Genomic DNA, 20,378 nt, shown 5'->3' with positions numbered 1-20,378 from the left:
CATGGGACTGTTTGGAAAGAAGAAGCCAGCGTTGCGTGAAGCATCCGTCGAATCTATTGGGGAGGCGCTTTCTACTCAGGGGCTTGACTGCTCGCAGTTGTCGACTGGTGGGTTGCTGACTCAGGTCAATGGGGTTCCTATCTACATCGTTGATCAGGACACGAACATTGGTATTGGTGGGATGATCCAGGCGCGTCAGCCTGAAGCAGAGGATCTTAATTGGATTAGCGACTTTAATAATCGTGCGCTGTGGCCGGTTGTCTTCCGTGCGGACCAGCAGACTGCGAGTGTTATCCACGCTGAGCATCGAATCATTAAGTACCTTGAGTACTCCGAAGCACAGTTGCGTGACGAAGCTCTGCTTGGAGCCCAGCTTGTTGCGGAAACCTTGCTGCGCTATAGCGAAGAGCATCCGCAGTAGATCGCTAGCTAATAAAACTTTCGACATGAGCAAACAAGTGCGATGAGTTTTTGAAGACCGGATGCGGCGATTAATCCGTTGCGTAAAGGTCTAGGTTTGGGGCTGCTGCGGAAGTCGCGGGGCGTGACTTCCTAGCCTCGTTTGATTGCCACGTCCTGGTACTCGTTTGCTCGTGCGCGCCCTAGCGTTTTGAGCGCGCTCTATTGCTCATACTGATACGCGAATGCGCCGGCGAATTGCCCGATACAAACGCCCTGCTATCTGCTCACAAGTGTTCACGCCCCTGACCACGACCTATGGTCGCTGGCGTGCCCAGATTCATGGTACAAGGGTTTAGTAATAAGCAATATACGGTTCCTCTGCCGCCAGGCAGTTAGATAGAACCTCACGTGAAGGAAACCTTTCCTTAATTACCGAGCTTTGACACCAGCAGGGGACCTCCGGTAGCCCGTATCGTTACAGGAAATGTTGAAGTACTGGGGATTTTCCTTTATTGAACGCCTTCCAGCCGCTCTTTGAGGCTGGTGGCTAAGCCTAGAAGTTCATCTAGGCTATCTGCGGGTCGCCGTTGGCGACAGATTTCGTTGCGCCGCGCGCACGGACTTAGCGAGTATGCCGGCGTCGCGGGCCAGTGGGGAAGTAGCTGGCAACTCCGCTTGTATTACTTGTAGGTGTCCGGCTGCGCTGTTGGCGGCGTCTAGTGCGTACTCGTAGTCTCCATCTTCGCCGTGGGCTTTGATAAACAAGGTGCACAGGCACTCCTGGGTTTCATGAACAATGTCAGCCACCGCTTCACCCACCTAAGTGCATCGTTGACGTGCAATGTGTACACTGCCCAGACTGAATGTGCAGTGTAAATGTTTAGTTTAGAGTTATATATACCCCTCATATAGGTTATTTTGACCACCTTTCGCGAGACGCGAAAATCGAGTCTGTACATGTGTCTATCTGGCGTTTTAGCGAATTATTTAGTTTTAGAGAAAGTTTCTAAACACATATCTATGGACTGTGTATAACCGTAGCGATACCCTAACTCCGGCTGCCAATTATCTGGTGTTCAGCTGTTCTTAAATGCGGTGGCGGGAAAGGGCTACGGATGAAATTCGCTAAGAAGTTGACTGCAACTATTGCGGTATGTGCAAGTGTTACTTTTGCTGGTGCTGGTGTTTCAAGTGCCAAGGTTTTTCACGGTCATTGGATTGGTGGTCGTATTGAAGAGGCGTATCACCGGCTTGGTGGGTGGAAGACTTTTGGTGACGCTACAACTGATGAACGTGTAGCTAAAAATAATGGTCGGTTCCAGGTGTTCGCTAAGGATGCCTCCATTTACTGGCATGCTGGTGTTGATAATGGAATTGCTCACCAGGTAGGTGGGCGTATTCGCAATAAGTGGGGAGATCTTGGCTGGGAAGGCGCGGCCTTGGGATATCCCATTACCGATGAGTTGAAGACCCCTGATGGTAAGGGGCGGTTTAACCATTTCCAGGGCGGGTCTATCTACTGGTCGCCAGAGACTGATGCTCATCAAGTGTGGGGAGGAATTCGCGATAAATGGGCTCAGCAAGGCTGGGAGACCGGTGAGCTAGGGTACCCAACCACTGATGAGTTGCTTACCCCGGAAAAGACTGGGCGCTACAACCATTTTCAAGGCGGATCTATCTACTGGTCACAAGCTAGCGGGGTCCATAGTATTTCTGGCCCCATTCGGGATTTTTGGGGAAGTCAGGGCTGGGAGCGTAGCTCGTTGAAGTTTCCCACATCGGAAAAATACGCTGCAGGCGGAGGCATAAAGCAGGATTTCCAGGGCGGATCTATTCAGTATTTTAAGCCTACTGGCAAGGCCCTAGAGGCTTATGACAATCAGAATATCTCAAGCTACCGTCAGATTTATCCACTGTTTAACACCACCGACTTCAAGCGGTGGCATGCAGCCGGGGTCTATCGCGAAGTTATCCAAAACATGGATAAATACTTTCCCCTCTCCGGGTGTCCTGACGAAATTACTGAAGGCTCCGTATGCACTTTTACAGGTGTGGGCGGAGCTAAAAGCAAAGTAACCGTAGAGCGTATCTCTGATGAGGGATTTTCACTGGTTACTGCTAGTGATCATCCTGAAGGCGGCGGCAGAACACTAAACATCCGATGGACCTGACCCCCAGATGGTGGACACCTTGAAACCAGCATCTCGCTGGGGAAGTGAGGTACCTTTCCACCATGCCACGCAAGACCTACACTGAGCAGTTCAAGCGCGACGCAGTCTCGTTGTACGAGTCGACCCCCGGAGCAACGCTCAACGCGATCGCCTCCGATCTCGGGGTCAACCGCAACTCCCTGCGCACCTGGCTCGACGCCTTCGGCACCGGCACCAAAACCAACGCCAACGGTGAAAAAGTCGCCAGCCCCATTGCCGCAGCCAACAGCGCACGCACGCCTGCTGAAGGACTCTCCGACGCCGAACGCATCCGCGTGCTGGAACGCGAAAACGCCAAGCTCCGGGAGGAACGAGAGATTCTCCGCAAGGCGGCCAAATATTTCGCGGAAGAGACGAACTGGTGAACCGCTTCCGGTTCGTTGATGACAACCGAGGCCTCTACGAGGTCAAGCGGTTATGTGAGGTTTTGAAGATCAACCGGTCCTCGTATTACAAATGGAAATCAGCTGCTCCTGCCCGCCGGCGACGCGTCCTTGACGACGCGGTGCTGGGAGCGAGGATCAAGGCCGTGTTCACGGCCGAGAACGGTTGTTACGGGGCGAAACGCGTGACGGCGGCCATCAATTCCGATCCAGCCAACGACGACCTTTTCAATCACAAGCGCACCGCCAGGTTGATGCGCCAGATGGGCCTGTTCGGCTACACCAAAAAACGCCGGGTGAAGACCACCGTGTCTGCGAAACGGGCTCCGAAGTTGCCCGACCTGCTGAAACGCCGGTTCACCGCGGAGAAACCGAACACCATCTACGTCGGCGATATCACGTACCTGCCGATCGCGGACGGGTCGAATATGTACCTGGCCACCGTCATCGACTGCTATTCGCGGCAGTTGACCGGTTTCGCGATCGCCGACCACATGCGCACGGAGTTGGTCGAAGAAGCTCTCACGATGGCCCACGGGGTCCGAGGCAACCTTGACGGGGCGATTTTTCACTCCGATCATGGCAGCGTCTATACCTCTGGGCAATACCGGAAGCTGTGTGAACGATTCGGTGTCACCCAGTCGATGGGAGCAATCGGGACGAGCGCGGACAACTCGTTGGCGGAGTCGTTCAACGCCACGCTGAAACGGGAAGTCCTCCAGGACGAGTCCGTTTTCCCAAGTCAGATCGTATGTCGTCGGGACGTGTTCCGGTGGTGCACGCACTACAACACCAAGCGCTTGCACTCGTGGTGCGGCTATCGCTCGCCGAACGCCTTCGAAGCCGCCGGATCAGCTACACTTACTATCGCATCTTGATTAAATCCCCGTGTCCACTTTCCGGGGTTCGGCCGATTCGATGAAGTAACTTCCCCCAATGCAGATGATGACAATGTTGTCTTCGACAACGACAGCGTAGAAAATTCCTACATCGGCTCTGACAAAACATGGGTTCGTCTCGTAGTCGAATCCTTTGGTCCGACACAGACCTCAAAGGTTCAAGGTCCTTTTAGCTCCGATCACATTGGTTCACAGGTATGGAGCAAGTTTGCCGGAACTGTGCGTTCAACAATTAATTCCTCTTCGACGACGTATATCCCGTTGTCGAAGTAACCACGGTGTTCAACTACGTACCTAAAAGCAAGGAGCCTATTGTGAATTCTTTTATCCAACGCTTATCTATCGGAGTACTTACCTGCATAGCTTCTGCTGGTCTTGCTACCTCTCCCGCAGTAGCAGAAACGCCCGTGAACATCACAGCAGGCGACGGTGGCCTCGTTCAAAAAGACTGTGCTACTGGGGCGGAGTACGTGCGTATTGATTCTTCAGAGCTGGAAAATTCTAAAGCGTGCTTTTTCCTTACAAAGCCCACAGGCTGGGTGACCGTGAACATTACGGGATCGTATGGAGTTGTCAATCGCTTAAAAGTACCGGTTTCAGTGGCCTTTAAATTGCCTGATGGTGATGTGTACTGGCAGCGAGTAGTGGAACCAGGAAAAATCCAAAGCATCGACGTTGGCAATAATCGTTCTACCGTTGTTGAAATGCAGGTCACCCCGGTAGCGACCTCAACCGGTGCTGGCACTGGCGACCTTAGCGTGGATACCGCCAACCCACACGTGATCAGTATGCGTTCTGCTGGCCGATATGCCGGCGGAAAAATACTGCGATTGTCTTGGGCCGGAGTAGAACTATCAAGCATAGATAGAAACTCAGGCTTTAATGATCGCCTCGACGCGTCTTTTAAAGTAGTCCCAGCCCGCGATGGTTCTCAGTGCCTGTCCTTGGAAGCAGCTGCATATCCAGGCGTCTTCTTGACCATGCACTCTAACGGATCAGTAGCTGTTCAAAGCAACCCGAACGCCAAAGGTGCAACGTGGTGTCCTGCAAGTGTGGCAGAAACCCCCACAGGAACTCGCCTTGCTTCGGCACTAAATCAAAATCGTGTTCTCACAGCAAGTGGGACGCAAAAGGTTGCGACCACGACTTCTCGCACGAGTGAATCGGTGTGGTTTATCGACCAGGGCCTTGCCCTACCCGGGAAGTAAACACATAAACATGTAATAAAAGGGCCGCCACTGTGTATGCCTTTTCAGGCTGCTTTCGCCGTAACGCGTAGCGCCCAATTAACCCATACCTTATAGATAAGAAAGTCCGCACATGCGCTACAAGCATCATCACCCTGCGAAGACAGTGACACATTGCGCTCGAAAAATCATGTCCGTTATCACCGCTGCTGCAGTAGGGATTAGCCTTTCGTCAGCGCATGCGCTTGCCCAAGCAGATCAACGCGACCTGGGCGCTGAGATTGCTGATGAACAGCAAGCGAGAAACTATGCCATTGAAATGGTGAGCACCAACTTCCCTGCCTCGCAGGCAGCTGCTGAAGAAGTACTTCGGGGCGGGCAAGAAGAATTATCTGCTTATGCGAAATCAGGCATGGATGAGGCCCGCACTCAAGACCTTCGCCAAATAGTGGTGACAATCTCTTCACTATCTGAAGAAAACGTTCAAAACGCAGCCAAACAGGCACTCGATGCAGGTGATATCGACAGTCTCAGCAACTTTATCGATACTGGGTGGCAAACAGCCCAAACCGAAGACGATCGTGCCACCGCGTGGAAAGCTACCCAAGCACCAGAAGGAAGTGTCCTTAAATCAGCAGCCGAAAAGGCACTATCTACAGACACTGAAGAAGCCCTAAGCGAGTTTGCAGCAACAGGTGCAGATAAAGCTCGCTGGGATGATAAACGACGCGAAGTCTACGAACTTTCCCGATCCCCACTCCCATCAGTCGCTGCAGGCGCTTCAGAAGCACTGATGACAGATACAGATACAGCAATTGAGTCGTATCTTCGCTATGGGCAGTTTGTTGATGCAGCACAAGACTCAGAGAAGATGAGTATTACCGAACTGGTCGATACCGCTATCGAAGAGTCCGATAAAGCCCAGCGTGCCGCAAGCTTCGCTGCAACAAACGCTGACCAAGCCAGACGGGCAACAGAGGCATCTCGACAGGCTACTCAAAAAGCAAAAGATGAGGCACTAGCCGCCGATGCAGCACAAGTAAGGGCAGGCAATGCCGCAGCGTCGGCAGGAAAGCTTGCTAACCAGTCTGCCCAAGTAGCCGATAACGCAGTGGCTGCAGCAGCAGAAGCACGACAAGCCTTAGCCCAAACTGCCGATGCTCTAGCTCGTGCAGCCTCTGCTGCTTCTCGGGCACGGATTGCAGCCCAAGAAGCAGCATCCCGTGCTTCTGCGGCAGGCTATGACGCCTCCATGGCATCTCAAGCGCGCCAAGCAGCCGAACAAGCTCGTGATGCTGCACGGGCTGCTGACAAAGCCGCGCAATCTTTTGTCCACGCAGACGCCGCCGCCGGCTTTGCCCGCACCGCCAGCGGCGCCGCAGCCAGCGCTGCAAACAATGCAGATGCGGCAGCAGCCGCCGCATCCGAAGCAGCAGCCGCCGCAGGAGCCGGTGACCAAGCCGCAGCAGAAGCACGAGCAGGTGCCGCACGAGCACGCGCAGCAGCCTCTCGCGCACGCGCAGCCTCTAACGAAGTCGACGGAATCGTCAACCAGATTACCGAACTAGTACAAAAAGCCCGTACAGCAGCTCGACAAGCCGCCGACCACGCAAATAAAAGCGCCCAAGCCGCAGAAGACGCAGCACGAGAAGCCGGCAATGCCTCTGCCGCCGCACAACGAGCCGGTGCTAATGCCCAATCAGCCCAAGAAGCAGCCTTAAAATCTATCGAGGCCATCAACCTCGCCAATGACATCGCCAAACTTTCTCAAGAAGCTGCCACCCAGCGCCAAGAACAAGAAGCCCAATACCTTAAAGACCAAGCAGTATATGCACGTGAACTCGAAGATGCACAAGATAAGGTAGTCCGCGATAACAAGGAAGAAAAACAACGCCTGCAAGCAGATCTGACAGAACTTGCCTCTCTAGCGCAAGTTCCTGAGGAGAGTATCGACACTGCAAAAGTCCAGCAACTTACAGTCTCTGCTTTACAAGTAGGCGATTCCATGGTCCAGGGCGGCGCTCAAGTCGCACTCCAAACCGGATCTCACGAAGATCTTCTGGCCTTCGTGAAGTCTTTCGACTCCCTCAAATACCAAGACAATGTCACCAAGGCCCAATTCTTGTGGCAGGCAGATCCCAACCCAGAAATCCGCAAAGCTGCCGACGAGCATATCGAAGACCCTCCAGCAGAGTTAGACACGTTCCTTAACGAGACTGTTCACACTATGAAAGTCCCGGAACTAACTCGACAAGCTTGGCAGCTTCGCGACGCCGGCGGCAATACCGTTAAGGAAAAAGCTGACGCAGCCATTTCTTCTGGAACCTACGATGACCTTGCCGATTTTGTCGTTGAAGGCGGCTTTGAAAAAGCTCGATATGAAGACCAACAACGCCAAGCCTACGAACTCGCAAGAACAGGCGGACCCGAACTTAAAGCTTCTGCAGAAGCAGCCGTGCTCGGCGACCGAGCCATGCTCAACGAATTTGTCTCTGTTGAAGCTTTTCGAAAGTCTGGCGATGATGCCGAGCGCACAGTTTACAACGACAGTATCGACGCTCTACTTCAACAGGGTTTTTCCGCAGCACAAAAAGCATCCGAAAGCGCAGCTAAAGCCCAGCAGTCCTACTACGCCGCCTATGGCGATTCTGTAAAAGCAAGAGACTACGCCAATCAAGCTTCGCAGTGGGCAGGAAAGGCAGCTCAATCTGCCCGAATCGCACAAGACCATGTGCGCAACGCAGAAAACTCCCTACGCTTTGCTCTAGCCCAGAAAGAGCGAGCTCATGCTGCCGCCAACCAAGCGGAAGCCGATGCACGACAAGCTGGCGCTAATGCCGATGCAGCTACCAGCTATGCTTTACAAGCACACCAATCAGCAAGTGATGCCGCAAGTTCTGCTGCAACCGCACGCCAATCAGCCAATCAAGCCGGCTACGACGCTCAGCGTGCAGGCCAAGCAGCTCAAGAAGCCTACGACTCAGCAATTCAAAAGCAGCTCGCAGAAGAAGCAGAGCTACAAGAAGCCTCCATGGCTGGAGCAGGTGACAACGCACCGACAAGCGTTCTCGATGCCATTAAAGAAACTATCGGCAAAGAAGCACTAAACATCCTGCTTGACTTTATAGGCGTTACCGACGTAATCAATTGCTTCAAGGGAGAAATCTCAGGCTGCCTCTGGACCGCATTAAGCTTCATTCCAGGCGGGGCCATTGTTAAGTTCGGCAAAGGGTTAAAGGCAGCATCGGCTATCCGGAAACTCTTAGCCAAGCTCCCAGATGTCAAAAAACTCCTAAGCGTACGCAAGCAACAAAAAGCAGACCGCCTTATCGCTGGTCTGAGTAAACCAGGAAAATGCGGGATCGCACTAGCAGCATCTCGCCAACAACCGACGTATTCCTTCGCCATACACAGGCCAACACACAACAAGACTAAAGCACATATTCAGCCTGCTATCTCGCGGTGTGGTAAATACCCCAAGACATTCAAGGCATACCAACTTAATATCCACACGCTCACCCCCGATGAGCTAAATGTGTTCATGAAATGGGATAGAAAGACGCCACTGAGCAAAGTCGACCTTAGGGTCTTTACAGATTTCGGGTATAAGACTCCACCTAGCAAGGTGAAACAAGCAATTGGCACACTACAGACAAAGATTGAGCACTCGGCTATCGAGGTACCAGTATCTCAGTCGCATATCCTCAACAGCATTGGATTGCGCAAGGCACCCGCTCCTTTGGATATTAAAAAGCGCACAGTTGGCCTAACGCCAGCACAAAATCAGTTTGCCCAAACTCAAGCGATCTTGGCAAAGGAAAGAGACGGCTTAATAGCACGTATTAACCAACGTGATGCCGACTACTTCCTTGATCCAGAAACAGGGCAAAAGACGCTAAAGACAACAAGCCGTGGACGCCCGGATCTTAATATTCCCTACGAGGATGGTGTGTCAATTAAAACTGAGTTCGACCGCCCACCTGCATCCAGGGCGCCGCATCATGCACAGCAGCAGTTGGATGCGAATCCGGATGCGGTTATTTGGTTGCTTACACTAGACAAGCTTGAAGAGTCCTCTGAACTTTGGAAAGTCATCAAAGCCAATCGAGACGGAGTAGACAACTATGTCGCTTCGCTCAGGGAAGGGATCTAAAGATGAGAGTGTACCTGCGGCGAGATATTGACTATCTGCTAGCCCCGTATTCTTATGATCAGTTATTTTTGAAGCTACCTTATGATTATGCGGTTGAGGCTGCCGCACGGTCACGTGTTTTCCACACGCCTTTAGAAACAGCTAATAGTTACTGGTCGCAGCAGTATGTGGACATTGATACTACCGTCGATGATCTTCCTCATGCGCTGCGTCTTGGGGTGCACGATCCGAAGTTTCCTCGTCGTTGGGCAGCAATTTTGGAAACCACGAATCCTGATTGGGTGTGGTTTATCTGCGATGATACGAGCAACAATCACGACTTTTTCGCAACCGTTAGGTATAACGGTTCTATTCCTTTTGTTCCCGGTATGACGGAGCTACGTATCGTGGATGAGCCAGATGAACGCAAAATCGTCAAAGGGTGGAATTACCGCTCAGGCAACAAGTGCCTCATCATCGGCACCTACGATATGGATGCCGCTATCGGCAAACGCGCCCCTGCCGCTGAAATCCGAGGATACGACACTTTTATTGTAGGTATTGGGGAAGGAGAAACCCGGTTCCAGGCTTTTACCGACTGGCCTGACGGCGAAGACTTCGCCTTTCCCGGACTAGAACGACTCAAAACCAAAAAAGGTCCACTACGCAAGCGGTTTACTACCGATGATCTCTTCGAGTGTGCACAGCTTTTTGGGCTCGATCCCTTCAACAGACAGTTCCTCACTGGGCGTGCAACACTTATCAATAGTGGATACCCTTTGCCTAAAAAGTACGGGCCATGCGCTTTATTTGAACGTCGTGAACACACCTGGGACCGCAAACACGAAGGGAACTAAAGACAATGACGAAGTATTTCTACACCCATTCCATAGCACCGGTATCCCATGCTGTGGCGCTTCTTCGGTTTCCACTATCTACCGTGGTTGAAGAATTTCAGCAGTGGGCATCAGGAATAGAAAGTCGGTATACAAAGCCTTATTTTTATCTTCAAAGCCAGACAATCGAATGTATGGTTCATACGAACAAGGTATCTGCTGGCAGGAACCAGCTTGCAGAGCTACTTAAACCGCAAAACCACATTACACAGTTTGTATTCGTCCCCACCGAGTCAGAATGGACTGCAGTGTTTAGCCCCTGCTGCTTTACCAAAGAGCCAAAGATGCCGTGGATTTCTGAATTTGCCTACCTTTTGGCGCGCAAGAAAGAAATTGAGTCACAAGTTCCTTACTTCATCGAAATTATGCATACGCCGTGGGTAGATACCGACGATGTAGCCTTTTTCCATCGCGCAAGCTATGGAGAAATAGAGTTTATGATGTGCGCGCTTCCCTCCGAATTACCCGATGACCCTTTAGGCCGATTTGATTGCTGCTTCTACAGATCTTTTAGCAGCCATAAACAGTTAAAAGCTGATGGTACGCTGCACCGTTCCATGTCGTACCTCGAGGATCAAAGTGAATCTTTCAAGGATTACGGTTTTGATTTTGACTCCCTGCCCAAGGTCACTGAGTTTCCGCAAGAAACGTTTACACAAGAACACGCGCAGATTATGTGGTCTCAGTTTGGGGAGAAACAGATAGAAGCCATCCTCGCACCACTAGGTGTGTCACCATATGATGACGCTTTCTATGGGACGGACGGCTATTTGGCACGTCTAACACCAGCATGCGTTGTCGACCCACACACTAATGAGTTAACAGCAGCTCCCGACTTCGATCCCCCTGCGCGTATCCCGCTAGAAAAATACCAGTTTTTCCAAGGGCTCCACGACGGCCCTCTCCGTTCCTGGTCGTCAACACCTATTGCAGAATAGTAGTCAGACGAAACACAACCTGAGGCATCTCAAAACGGCGCTCCAGACTCCAAACACGCGGAAGCATCGCTGTAACAAGCCCCGAACTTCTTACCGAGCCGAAGGCACAAACGGCTACACCACTACACGGGACTTGACCTCTGTATCGGAAACAGTCGAGCGGCAGACAATCTAGCGATGAAGCCAAACTACGCCACACTTGTGGCCTAGACTGCAAAGAATAGAGCCCTCGTCTAAGTTGAATCTTCTAAAAGGCAGGGTCGAGAAGATAAACATCTTGCGTCAAGGAGTTGTAGAAAATGAAGTTTACTTTTGATGTTCCTGAACCGTTGCAGCTATCTGCACCTGTTTCATATTACGAAAATCTTCTGTCTGATTACCGATACCTAGATATTTCTTATCTCGGGATAGGCAGCACGGGCCAAATTTTTGGCAAATGTGAGATCGGGGGAATCGACTACGACATTAAGGGCTTTGAAAACGACGGATTGATTACCTCAATAGAAATCTTAAACGCGCGGGAGACAGATAGCTTCCTTGATATCCCACTGTCATTGTCGAGCCGAAAGTTTGTCAAAGCCCTAAAAGATGTGGGGATCGAATTTGAACATAATCGTGACGGCATAACCATTCCCCACGAAAATGGAACCATTGCTTTGTCGTACCAATTCGGCAAAGTCGTGGCTATTTGCTGGGAATAGCCAGCCAATTTCAATCACACGAGTGCGCAGTCTGACTTACGCGACAGCCTAACCGAAGACCTTGGCGTACTAAACAACCGACGAAAAAGGAAGTGCATCGAGAAAATGAAAATTGAAGGTACCTGTCCCTTGCCCGTAAAACCCGGTATGACGGTGAACCAGGCTACTAAAGCATGCTACGACTCTGAGCTGACTGCCGATACGTATGAAGAGCAGTTTGAAGGCTGGGTTGATATCGAAACACTAGAACCCGGTGATCCTGGCCGCAAGATTGTGTGCTGTGTGGAGGACGGTAAGTGCGTCACCGTTGAAATGAAGTACATAGAGTTGTCAATCACAGATACCTTCTATGGCGTTGACCTTAATCGTCGCCCCGCCGAGACCGCACAGGAGAGCACTGAACGAGTCGCACAAGAGCTACAACGCCAAGGCATCCGCACCGAGATAAATGATTTCCTCATCTTATTGCCTGACCACTTAGTCGCAGTCGAAGTCGACGAAGGCGTTGCGTGGTTCGACCCTGACTATTGGAGTCTTGAGGATTTTCTTGAAACGTCGTTCCTTGCCTAGTGAAAAGCAATTCTTAGACGTTAGCGAACGCGCCGGCAGCAGCATGCTTTAACGGAAAACAATTAGGACAAGCCCCAACTTTGGCGAAAGTTCTAGTTTCCCGCTTTGTACTGCGGGATATGGCTAAGGTCGTTGCGCTCGTATTGCGAGCAAGGATCTGAACCTTGTTAGGTAGCCCCCGAACATCTAGCCCTGTAGGGCTGGAAGGAAATATAAGCTACACCGCCTGGGACAGCCACTGGAACATCGACAAGCTCTACGCTCTCGATGAGCTGTGCTTTTGGCTCAAAGAAACCGGCTTGATACAACCCGAGTCTTAGAAGGGAACCCGCAGAAAATCCCCGTTGGTCTAGGTCGAAACTGCGCGCTGTTTGAGTCCGTAAGAACCCTCGGGGCTTCGACAAGATTTGATACAAGAATAGTATTTGGAGACTGTTCTTAAGAAAGCCTTTTCATTGTGGTTTACGCCGAATGACGTCCGGTATTCGGGCGGGGCCAGTAATCCATACTTCTGCCCCTGGCCACAGAGCATTGACAGTGCGACTAGCAATTCTGTGCCAGTGGCGTAGCGTAGCGACATCTAGTAGCGGTTCGAGATGCGAAGCGCGGTTTCTCGCGTGCAGCAAGGTTGAGCACCAGGAGTAGGCGGTGCCCGCTGAAGTATTAAAACCTTTACCTGTACCGCAGATGTTTGTTTTCAAATTTATTGCCTCGTTCCAGATGTCAATTTGCGGAGCGGTGGAGCGCCCGCCCAGACTGATGGGTTTGGGAATGAGATGTGGCCATGTCCCGAATGTTAGAGATGCCACTAGGTCATCATGGGTGGGGGATGGGTTCGTACGGTTCCCTTGAGGGTCTTTCATGACTCCCTGCGCTTTGGCTTCCCACCATTTTCCGTATAAATCCCCTGGTCGACGGTGGGGAGAATTTAACCAATTTGGGGGCGGAGTGGGTCGAACAATGTGAGAAAGCGGCACTTGAGGTCTGGTGATCCACTCATAGGTTCCACCTTTGATAATGTTCCATTTTCTCAGCTGTTGATCAATAGTGTCGCGAAGGGCAACCTCAACGACAGCTAGAGTGCTAGTCACCGCGGCAGCTACATCGATGTTCCATTGATACAGGGCAAGAGCTTTCTCCGGATCTTGGTTTGCTGCGGCGAGATAGGTCTGGAATCTCGGGGTAGGGATGTTATTGATGAGTTGTTGGCGGTTTGAGGCTCTCATGCTGGCTTTCTATCTAACTTTCGCGGTTTCCAGGTTTGCGTCATTGCGGAGGGGGAGGTAAAGTATTTCTCACTGAGCAGGAATCACCTGCAAATTAAAAGAAATTCTGGTCCTGAGCTTATAGCTCAGGGCCGCTTTTCGTTTTTATTGGCAACCGTTGGTCTAGTCTGCAGTATTATGCATTATGTCTTACGTCCGTCGTGAACAGCTTTTTATTTTTTACTTAAGCTGAGTTTCCGGGGCGGCTAACAGCACACGACTAATTTCCTTCGCATTAAGGTTAGAACGGGCGCCTCGACTCGCGGCCTTGCGCCATGCCGGCTTAAATTCTGCAAGCATGGCGCGATAGGTCGGCAACATCTCACTGTGGGAGTTGCCACCTTGAGTTTGAAGGAACTCTTTCTGTTCCTCCCAGCGGCAAGTTTCGACAAGATAGTCCACGTAGCCAGCGAGCTTGGATTCAAGATCGATTTGGTAATCAAACCCTCGGAAAGAGCCGTAGTATTCAGCGTCGACAACACCGGTCTGTTCCCAACCGTGTCTACCAAGGTCTTGGATGCTGTATTTAATCACCCGAAACATGTCAAGGATGTCCCACACAAGCTTGCATTCCTCATAGGTTAATCCGTCATTGGCGCCGGAAAATATACGGGGATATTCTCCTGCATACCCATATTCAAGGGCTTTCATCGTGTCCTGGATGGATTCTGCGTCATATAGCTCGTCAGGTAGGTCACCGTGAGCGGCGAGTAAAAGTTGACATCCCAGGGACAAGGTCTTGCGTTCAACGACGCTTAAGGAAAAATTCTGCTGGGATTGCCTTTGGAATTCTTCTTTGTTGATCTGCCCGATTTGCGTCTCGAGGATTTGGCGAAGGTAATCGCTCTGGGATTGGCCGTTTCCTTCGGCCTCCTTGGCAATAAGGGCCTTGAGTTCGTCGGGAATGCGGATGGTTATGGATTTCATAGTTTCTCTCAATTCATCATGTATTCATGTCTTACAAATCAACATACGCGCTTACGTGACCAAAGGCAATTGTGTTCAACTTAGGCACACCCTATTGTTACGTCGGTATGTGGCAGGATGTTTGCTGTAAAATAGGGCTATTCCCAGCATTGTTTTACACGTGTATAGCGGGGTCTAGGCCGTATCTTTACAGAAAGTGGTGAGTGTGGTGTTATCGTCGGATGGTTTCCATATTGAAAGTCATATTGACTCTGTGCCCGCGTTGGCGCGGGTGAAAGATCTGCATGGTGGGTTGTCGTCGGGGCAGCAGGCGTTGGGCAGGATTGTGCAGTCTTTGCTTGCTGACGCTGATGGTCTCGACGGTGTTCAGCTTTATGCCCTCTCGGATGCAATCGAGTCGTATCGTGATGCGGTCATTGCCCAGGAGAATGCTGCCTTTAACCCTTCGCGGGGCGAAGACTAATGGCTAAGGACTCCGGTTCGCGTGGGCAGCGGGTGGGGTATATCCGTGTTTCGACGGTGGAGCAGAATAATCAGCGCCAGAAAGAACTACTCAATGCTTCCGGCAGGATTGACCGGTTTTTTGAGGATAAGATTTCCGGGCGCACTAAGACCGAGCGCCCTGGGCTTGTCGAGTGTATGGCGTATGTGCGCGATGGTGACGAACTCGTCGTGTCGTCGATTGATCGCCTCGCCCGGTCTTTGACGGATCTTCGCGGGATTGTTGATGAACTTACCGGCAAGGGTGTGACTGTTACTTTCCTGCATGAGAATCTCGCGTTTGCGAAAGACACCGCAGATCCACGCGCGGATTTAATGCTGGGTATTTTGGGTTCGTTTGCGGAGTTTGAGCGGGCTATTATTCGTGAGCGCCAGGCGGAGGGGATTGCGTTGGCGAAAAAGGCCGGCAAGTACAAAGGCCGCAAGCCTGCTCTTAGCCCGCAGCAGGTAGCGGAGATTAAGCGGCGCACGCTGGCAGGGGAATCGAAAGCAGCCTTGGCGCGGGAATTCGGGGTCACTCGTCCTACGGTGTATCGGGCGCTAAAAAACGCCTAAAGCGGCGCAGCTGTGAGGGTAAATCAGCGTGCCCGTCAGTCCTGTCGCATGTCTTGTCATATGGCGGGACATATGTGTAGGCATATGTTATAGCGTATGTGTCGCCATATGCTAAAGCATATGTCCAGTGATATATAGACCTACCTGCGCATTTATAGTTTAACCAAGAACTACAGAGTTCCTCTACAGACGGAAGAGAGCAGTAGGATCACTTCCCTTGCGCTCCAACGGATATGCAATGTCGAAATCTAGGCCACCATGGGAATTTAGCACTCCCCACCTTCTGCTCCTTCATGGAGACCACCGCACACCTTCCAGCCCGGCACAGCTGCTAACGTTATTTCTGGTTCACAATCATGCCCCACCACAGGTGGTGGGGTGTGGGCGTGACTTCCTCGTCGGTGCGCGGTAAGGCCCGCGCGTGACGTGGGCTGTCCTGCGCGCCCTTTTTCAGGCGGGGGACAACCCTACGACGCAAGGGGAGGTAGACAATGGGTAAGCACTCATTGAATACACCCGGTCATAAAGAAAAAGACCCTGACGCCACTTCCGGGGAGAAGCTGGAGTTGGCAATCAAGGTCGTAGCTCTTATGACCGCTTTAGTGGAGCTCATTGCAGTGACGCTTCACATGGGTCTTTAAGGCCCGAGGGTCTCAACCGAGTAACAGTCGGTTGGGGCCCTTTTTATTGTGCAGCGATGATTCAGGGACGAACCATGCTGTCATGTCTTAGGCTAATGTGCGCGCGGAGGTTTCGCAATACTCCCACTAAGCTCACGACCGCCCGGCAGCGCCATGAGCTGTTGTTTGCCAACTACGCAACTTTGACTAAATAGGCATATATATTCGACTTAAAACTGAGTGGTTTCCACTTGCTTTTTTATAATAAAAGTGTTATAATAAAAGGGCTTCACGGGCTGAGCTAAGCAGTGATCTAGGGTTCAAATCCCTGGGTACCTTAGCAATCACAGTGTTGTTTCTGATTGCTCTTTGGATTAGTGAAACTGTAGGTCAAATCTTTTTGGAAATGTCCGCTGTCCACACGAATCAAGAAAAGGAGCAAAATATGGGTAATAACAAGCGAAGCCGCTTCATTGTGGCAATTGAAAATATAGGTACTGGAACAATCGGTGGCTCACTGCTCTTGCTGAGCTCGTGAAGAAAACAAGCGAGGAACCCTAGAGTTTTTAATTGGCTCTAGGGTTTCTTTTGCTGCCGCGAAAGTCACGTACGGTTCCCCTGCCGCTAGGCAGTTAGGTAAACCCCTGTGGATAACCTGGGGTTGTGTGGTAAGTCAGCGTGCCCGTCAGCCCTATCATATGTCTTAACATATGGCACGACGTATGCTTTCACATATGTCCGCCAGAACGTGGGTTTACCTGCTGATTCTTTCGGATAGACAGGCCCCGAAAAGGAGAGCCCACAGGGCGAGCAGTCCAAGCGACACAATAAGTGCGGTAAAAATTAGCGGCAGCTCCGCGAGGGCGAAAAGGGTATAGGCACCCAGGATCATTGCCACGCTGGTTCCGCCTCCAATCGCAGCGACTCGCATACGGTCTTGTGACTGTTCGCGGCGGATGGTCTGGACGGCTAGGACGGCGGCACACACCAGTGCAGCCAGGACAATGGTTATGTACATTCCTCTTCTCCTTTCTGGGGTTGGTGCTTATCTTATCGGGAGGGTGTGCACGGCCTGTGTGCTGAATTTTTCTGAGAATGAGAGTGTGTATGCCGTAGGCGATATACAACCTTCCCGGGCAGGAAAGTGACTTAACGCGCCCGCGCAACAGGGTGGGTAGCTGTGGGCTTATATGCTTAGTGGTTATGGCCCCTACGACTGTTTTTGACCGCGCTACCATTCGCCACAACCTCACCGAATTCAAACTCCGGTGGCTTGCCCACATTGAACAGTGGAAGGCGGAAAACCGACCCGCAACCGAGTCGAGTCACGACCAACAGTTCTGGGGAGACCTGCTCGACTGCTTCGGTGTTAACGCCCGCGACCTGTACCTGTACCAACGCAGTGCAAAACGCGCCTCGACCGGGCGCACCGGCAAGATTGACATGTTCATGCCCGGCAAAGTCATTGGCGAGGCCAAGTCCCTCGGCGTCCCACTCGACGACGCCCACGCCCAGGCCCTCGATTACCTGTTGGGCGGTACTATCGCGAACTCGCACATGCCGGCCTATGTTATCTGCTCCAACTTCGAGACCCTGCGGGTTACCCGTCTTAACCGCAACTATGTAGGCGATAGCGCCGACTGGGATATTACGTTCCCCTTAGAGGAGATTGACGAGCACGTCGAACAACTCGCTTTCCTCGCCGACTACGAAACCTCCGCTTACCGGGAGGAAGAAAAGGCTTCGCTGGAAGCCTCCCGCCTGATGGTGGAGCTCTTCCGCGCCATGAACGGCGACGACGTAGACGAGGCAGTGGGCGATGACGCTCCCACCACGCCGGAGGAAGAAGACGAGCGCGTCATGCGCACCTCTATCTACCTCACCCGAATCCTCTTCCTTCTCTTCGGCGACGACGCGGGACTCTGGGATACTCCGCATTTGTTTGCGGACTTTGTGCGCAATGAAACCACTCCAGAATCACTAGGCCCGCAGCTCAATGAGCTATTTAGCGTGCTCAATACCGCCCCGGAGAAGCGGCCTAAGCGTTTGCCATCGACGTTGGCGAAGTTCCCTTATGTCAATGGTGCGTTGTTTGCCGAGCCGTTGTCCTCGGAGTACTTCGACTACCAGATGCGCGAAGCATTGCTTGCTGCCTGTGACTTCGATTGGTCTACTATCGATGTCTCCGTCTTTGGTTCTTTGTTCCAGTTGGTTAAGTCGAAGGAAGCTCGCCGCAGCGACGGCGAACACTACACACCGAAGAAAAACATCATGAAGACCATTGGCCCGCTCTTCCTCGACGAGCTTCGAGCGGAGGCAGACAAGTTGGTGTCTTCTCCGTCGACGTCGGTGGCCGCGTTGGAGCGCTTCCGCGACTCCCTTTCCGAGCTAGTCTTCTGCGACCCTGCCTGCGGCTCCGGCAACTTCCTGCTGCTGGTTTACCGCGAATTGCGGCGGATTGAAACGGACGTGATTGTCGCAATCCGCCAGCGCCGCGGTGAAACAGGCATGTCGTTGAATATTGAGTGGGAACAGAAGCTATCTATCGGTCAGTTCTACGGCTTTGAGCTGAACTGGTGGCCTGCAAAGATTGCCGAGACCGCCATGTTCCTAGTCGACCACCAGGCAAATAAAGAACTTGCGAACGCTGTAGGCAGGCCTCCTGAGCGGTTGCCGATTAAGATTACCGCTCACATTGTCCACGGAAACGCCCTGCAGCTTGATTGGGCAGACATGCTCCCGGATTCTGCTACCAAGACCTATATCTTCGGCAACCCGCCATTTATTGGCCAGTACACAAAGACCGCAGAGCAGACGGCGGATATGAAGCAAGTCTGGGGCAAAGACTACGACGGCTACTTGGACTACGTCACTGGCTGGCATGCAAAGGCAAAAGACCTCCTGGCCGACCGCCCTGGCGAGTTTGCTTACGTAACCACTAACTCGATTACCCAAGGCCAACCCGTTCCGGCGTTGTTCGGCCCTTTATTTCGAGAAGGGTGGCGAATCAAGTTCGCCCACCGCACCTTTAAATGGGACTCTGAAGCGCCTGGCAAGGCTGCTGTTCACTGCGTCGTTGTTGGCTTCACCCGCGATAGAGAGGCTAAGTCTCGCTTGTGGGATTACCCAGACGTTAAAGGAGAACCCGTTGAGCAATCAGTGGGACACGGGATTAATGCTTACTTGATAGACGGGCCAAACGTACTCGTTGCCAAGCGGATGCAGCCTCTAAGTAGTGAGCTTCCACGTGCGCTGTTCGGTTCAAAGCCAGTAGACGGCGGAAACTTAATCGTAGAGACGAAAGACTACGACGAAGTAGCAGCAGACCCAATTGCAGCAAAATATCTTCGCCCGTTCCGCATGGGCAAGGAACTGGTGCGCGGCCTTGACCGCTGGTGCTTATGGATGGGGGATAATGATTTTGCCCCTGCGGATATTTCTAAATCGCCAGTGCTAAAAAGGCGCGTAGAAGCAGTACGAGAAATGCGGCTAGGGAGCAAGAAGAAGGCCACCCAGCGGTCAGCTGATACTCCGTATCTTTTCCAAGAAGACCACCAACCAGACTGCGCTTACGTGGGGATTCCAGCAGTTGTTTCCGAAACCCGTAGGTTTTATACCGCTGCTCAACTAGGGCCAGAAGTGATTGCCGGAAACAAGCTCTTCACAGCGGTAGATCCAGACGGTCTTCTGTTCGGGCTTATTTCTTCGTCTATGTTTATTACTTGGCAAAAAACGGTCGGTGGAAGACTCAAATCTGACCTTAATTTCGCTAACACCTTGACGTGGAATACTTTCCCCGTTCCAGAGTTGGACGAAAAGGCGCGGCAGAAAATCATTAAGGCGGGCAAGAAGGTACTCGATGCTCGCGCACTTCACCCAGAGCGCTCACTGGCCGAGCACTACACTCCGCTTGCTATGGCGCCCGAACTCATCAAGGCTCACGACGGGCTCGACCGGGAAGTGGACAAGGCGTTTGGTGCACCTCGCAAGCTCACCACCATTCGTCAGCGCCAGGAGCTATTGTTTGCCAACTACGAAAAGCTCATCTCGCACCAGTCCTAGGAACACTTGATATGTCTTGCCATATGGCGGGACATATGGTGTGGCATATGTTGTAGCGTATGTTCCGCCATATGCTTTAGCATATGTCCACCTGTATGGAGCACCGTGGTTAGTGTTTGTGCTGGTGGGT

14 protein-coding genes are annotated in these 20,378 nt (G+C 52.0%); 13 read left to right on the top strand and 1 reads right to left on the bottom strand.

Features of this window, described 5'->3' with window-relative positions; genetic code table 11:
* The first annotated feature begins 1 nt into the window (after position 1).
* The 9 genes from ACLI1O_RS11895 (at position 2) to ACLI1O_RS11855 (ending at position 12,318) form a co-directional block, all read left to right on the top strand.
* Positions 2-421, top strand: coding sequence for a hypothetical protein (locus ACLI1O_RS11895; RefSeq protein WP_411707080.1), 420 nt, complete (start codon positions 2-4; stop codon positions 419-421).
* Positions 422-1,517: 1,096 nt separating this feature from the next.
* Positions 1,518-2,573 (top strand): LGFP repeat-containing protein, encoded by a 1,056-nt coding sequence (locus ACLI1O_RS11890; RefSeq protein ID WP_411707079.1) that lies wholly within the window; start codon positions 1,518-1,520, stop codon positions 2,571-2,573.
* A 62-nt stretch (positions 2,574-2,635) separates the two neighbouring features.
* A protein-coding gene (locus ACLI1O_RS11885; RefSeq protein WP_411701846.1) for an IS3 family transposase occupies positions 2,636-3,873 on the top strand; the annotation gives its coding sequence in 2 pieces (ribosomal slippage) (positions 2,636-2,963 and positions 2,963-3,873; 1,239 coding nt in all).
* A 335-nt stretch (positions 3,874-4,208) separates the two neighbouring features.
* Entirely contained in the window at positions 4,209-5,102 is an 894-nt protein-coding gene (locus tag ACLI1O_RS11880; RefSeq protein ID WP_411707078.1) for an AbfB domain-containing protein, read from the top strand.
* 169 nt (positions 5,103-5,271) lie between these two features.
* Positions 5,272-9,234, top strand: coding sequence for a hypothetical protein (locus tag ACLI1O_RS11875; RefSeq protein WP_411707077.1), 3,963 nt, complete (start codon positions 5,272-5,274; stop codon positions 9,232-9,234).
* A 2-nt stretch (positions 9,235-9,236) separates the two neighbouring features.
* A complete protein-coding gene (locus ACLI1O_RS11870; RefSeq protein ID WP_411707076.1) occupies positions 9,237-10,070 on the top strand; it encodes a hypothetical protein in 834 nt (277 codons plus the stop codon).
* An 83-nt stretch (positions 10,071-10,153) separates the two neighbouring features.
* Entirely contained in the window at positions 10,154-11,047 is an 894-nt protein-coding gene (locus tag ACLI1O_RS11865) for a hypothetical protein (RefSeq protein ID WP_411707075.1), read from the top strand.
* Positions 11,048-11,346: 299 nt separating this feature from the next.
* Positions 11,347-11,748 (top strand): hypothetical protein, encoded by a 402-nt coding sequence (locus tag ACLI1O_RS11860; protein ID WP_411707074.1) that lies wholly within the window; start codon positions 11,347-11,349, stop codon positions 11,746-11,748.
* 105 nt (positions 11,749-11,853) lie between these two features.
* Positions 11,854-12,318: a hypothetical protein gene (locus tag ACLI1O_RS11855; protein WP_411707073.1), complete on the top strand. Its 465-nt coding sequence runs from the start codon at positions 11,854-11,856 to the stop codon at positions 12,316-12,318.
* Positions 12,319-13,763: 1,445 nt separating this feature from the next.
* On the opposite strand, the gene ACLI1O_RS11850 is transcribed toward ACLI1O_RS11855, so the two are convergent.
* Positions 13,764-14,510, bottom strand: coding sequence for a YfbU family protein (locus ACLI1O_RS11850; protein WP_411707072.1), 747 nt, complete (start codon positions 14,508-14,510; stop codon positions 13,764-13,766).
* A 205-nt stretch (positions 14,511-14,715) separates the two neighbouring features.
* On the opposite strand from ACLI1O_RS11850, the gene ACLI1O_RS11845 reads away from it, so the two are divergent.
* The 4 genes from ACLI1O_RS11845 to ACLI1O_RS11830 all read left to right on the top strand — a co-directional run bounded on the left by ACLI1O_RS11845 (position 14,716) and on the right by ACLI1O_RS11830 (position 20,248).
* Positions 14,716-14,973 (top strand): hypothetical protein, encoded by a 258-nt coding sequence (locus tag ACLI1O_RS11845; RefSeq protein WP_411707071.1) that lies wholly within the window; start codon positions 14,716-14,718, stop codon positions 14,971-14,973.
* The gene (locus ACLI1O_RS11840) at positions 14,973-15,566 is read left to right on the top strand and encodes a recombinase family protein (protein ID WP_411707070.1); all 594 of its coding nucleotides are present in this window, start codon (positions 14,973-14,975) and stop codon (positions 15,564-15,566) included. Before ACLI1O_RS11845 ends, ACLI1O_RS11840 begins: the two co-directional genes overlap by 1 nt.
* A 491-nt stretch (positions 15,567-16,057) precedes the next feature.
* A complete protein-coding gene (locus ACLI1O_RS11835; protein ID WP_411707069.1) occupies positions 16,058-16,207 on the top strand; it encodes a hypothetical protein in 150 nt (49 codons plus the stop codon).
* Between the two features lie 1,182 nt (positions 16,208-17,389).
* A complete protein-coding gene (locus ACLI1O_RS11830; protein WP_411707068.1) occupies positions 17,390-20,248 on the top strand; it encodes a DNA methyltransferase in 2,859 nt (952 codons plus the stop codon).
* The last annotated feature ends 130 nt before the right edge of the window (positions 20,249-20,378 follow it).

Source organism: Corynebacterium sp. LaCa78 (assembly GCF_046717505.1).
Taxonomy (GTDB): domain Bacteria; phylum Actinomycetota; class Actinomycetes; order Mycobacteriales; family Mycobacteriaceae; genus Corynebacterium.
Note: the sequence above shows the minus strand (reverse complement) of the source record. Positions and strands in the feature narration are given on the sequence as shown.

Excerpts from the sequence above, each read along its gene's own strand:
- ACLI1O_RS11890 (WP_411707079.1), top strand. The coding sequence starts at position 1,518 with ATGAAATTCGCTAAGAAGTTGACTGCAACTATTGCGGTATGTGCAAGT.
- ACLI1O_RS11850 (WP_411707072.1), bottom strand. The coding sequence starts at position 14,510 with ATGAAATCCATAACCATCCGCATTCCCGACGAACTCAAGGCCCTTATT.
- ACLI1O_RS11895 (WP_411707080.1), top strand. The coding sequence starts at position 2 with ATGGGACTGTTTGGAAAGAAGAAGCCAGCGTTGCGTGAAGCATCCGTC.
- ACLI1O_RS11855 (WP_411707073.1), top strand. The coding sequence starts at position 11,854 with ATGAAAATTGAAGGTACCTGTCCCTTGCCCGTAAAACCCGGTATGACG.
- ACLI1O_RS11830 (WP_411707068.1), top strand. The coding sequence starts at position 17,390 with ATGGCCCCTACGACTGTTTTTGACCGCGCTACCATTCGCCACAACCTC.
- ACLI1O_RS11840 (WP_411707070.1), top strand. The coding sequence starts at position 14,973 with ATGGCTAAGGACTCCGGTTCGCGTGGGCAGCGGGTGGGGTATATCCGT.
- ACLI1O_RS11870 (WP_411707076.1), top strand. The coding sequence starts at position 9,237 with ATGAGAGTGTACCTGCGGCGAGATATTGACTATCTGCTAGCCCCGTAT.
- ACLI1O_RS11860 (WP_411707074.1), top strand. The coding sequence starts at position 11,347 with ATGAAGTTTACTTTTGATGTTCCTGAACCGTTGCAGCTATCTGCACCT.
- ACLI1O_RS11835 (WP_411707069.1), top strand. The coding sequence starts at position 16,058 with ATGGGTAAGCACTCATTGAATACACCCGGTCATAAAGAAAAAGACCCT.
- ACLI1O_RS11875 (WP_411707077.1), top strand. The coding sequence starts at position 5,272 with ATGTCCGTTATCACCGCTGCTGCAGTAGGGATTAGCCTTTCGTCAGCG.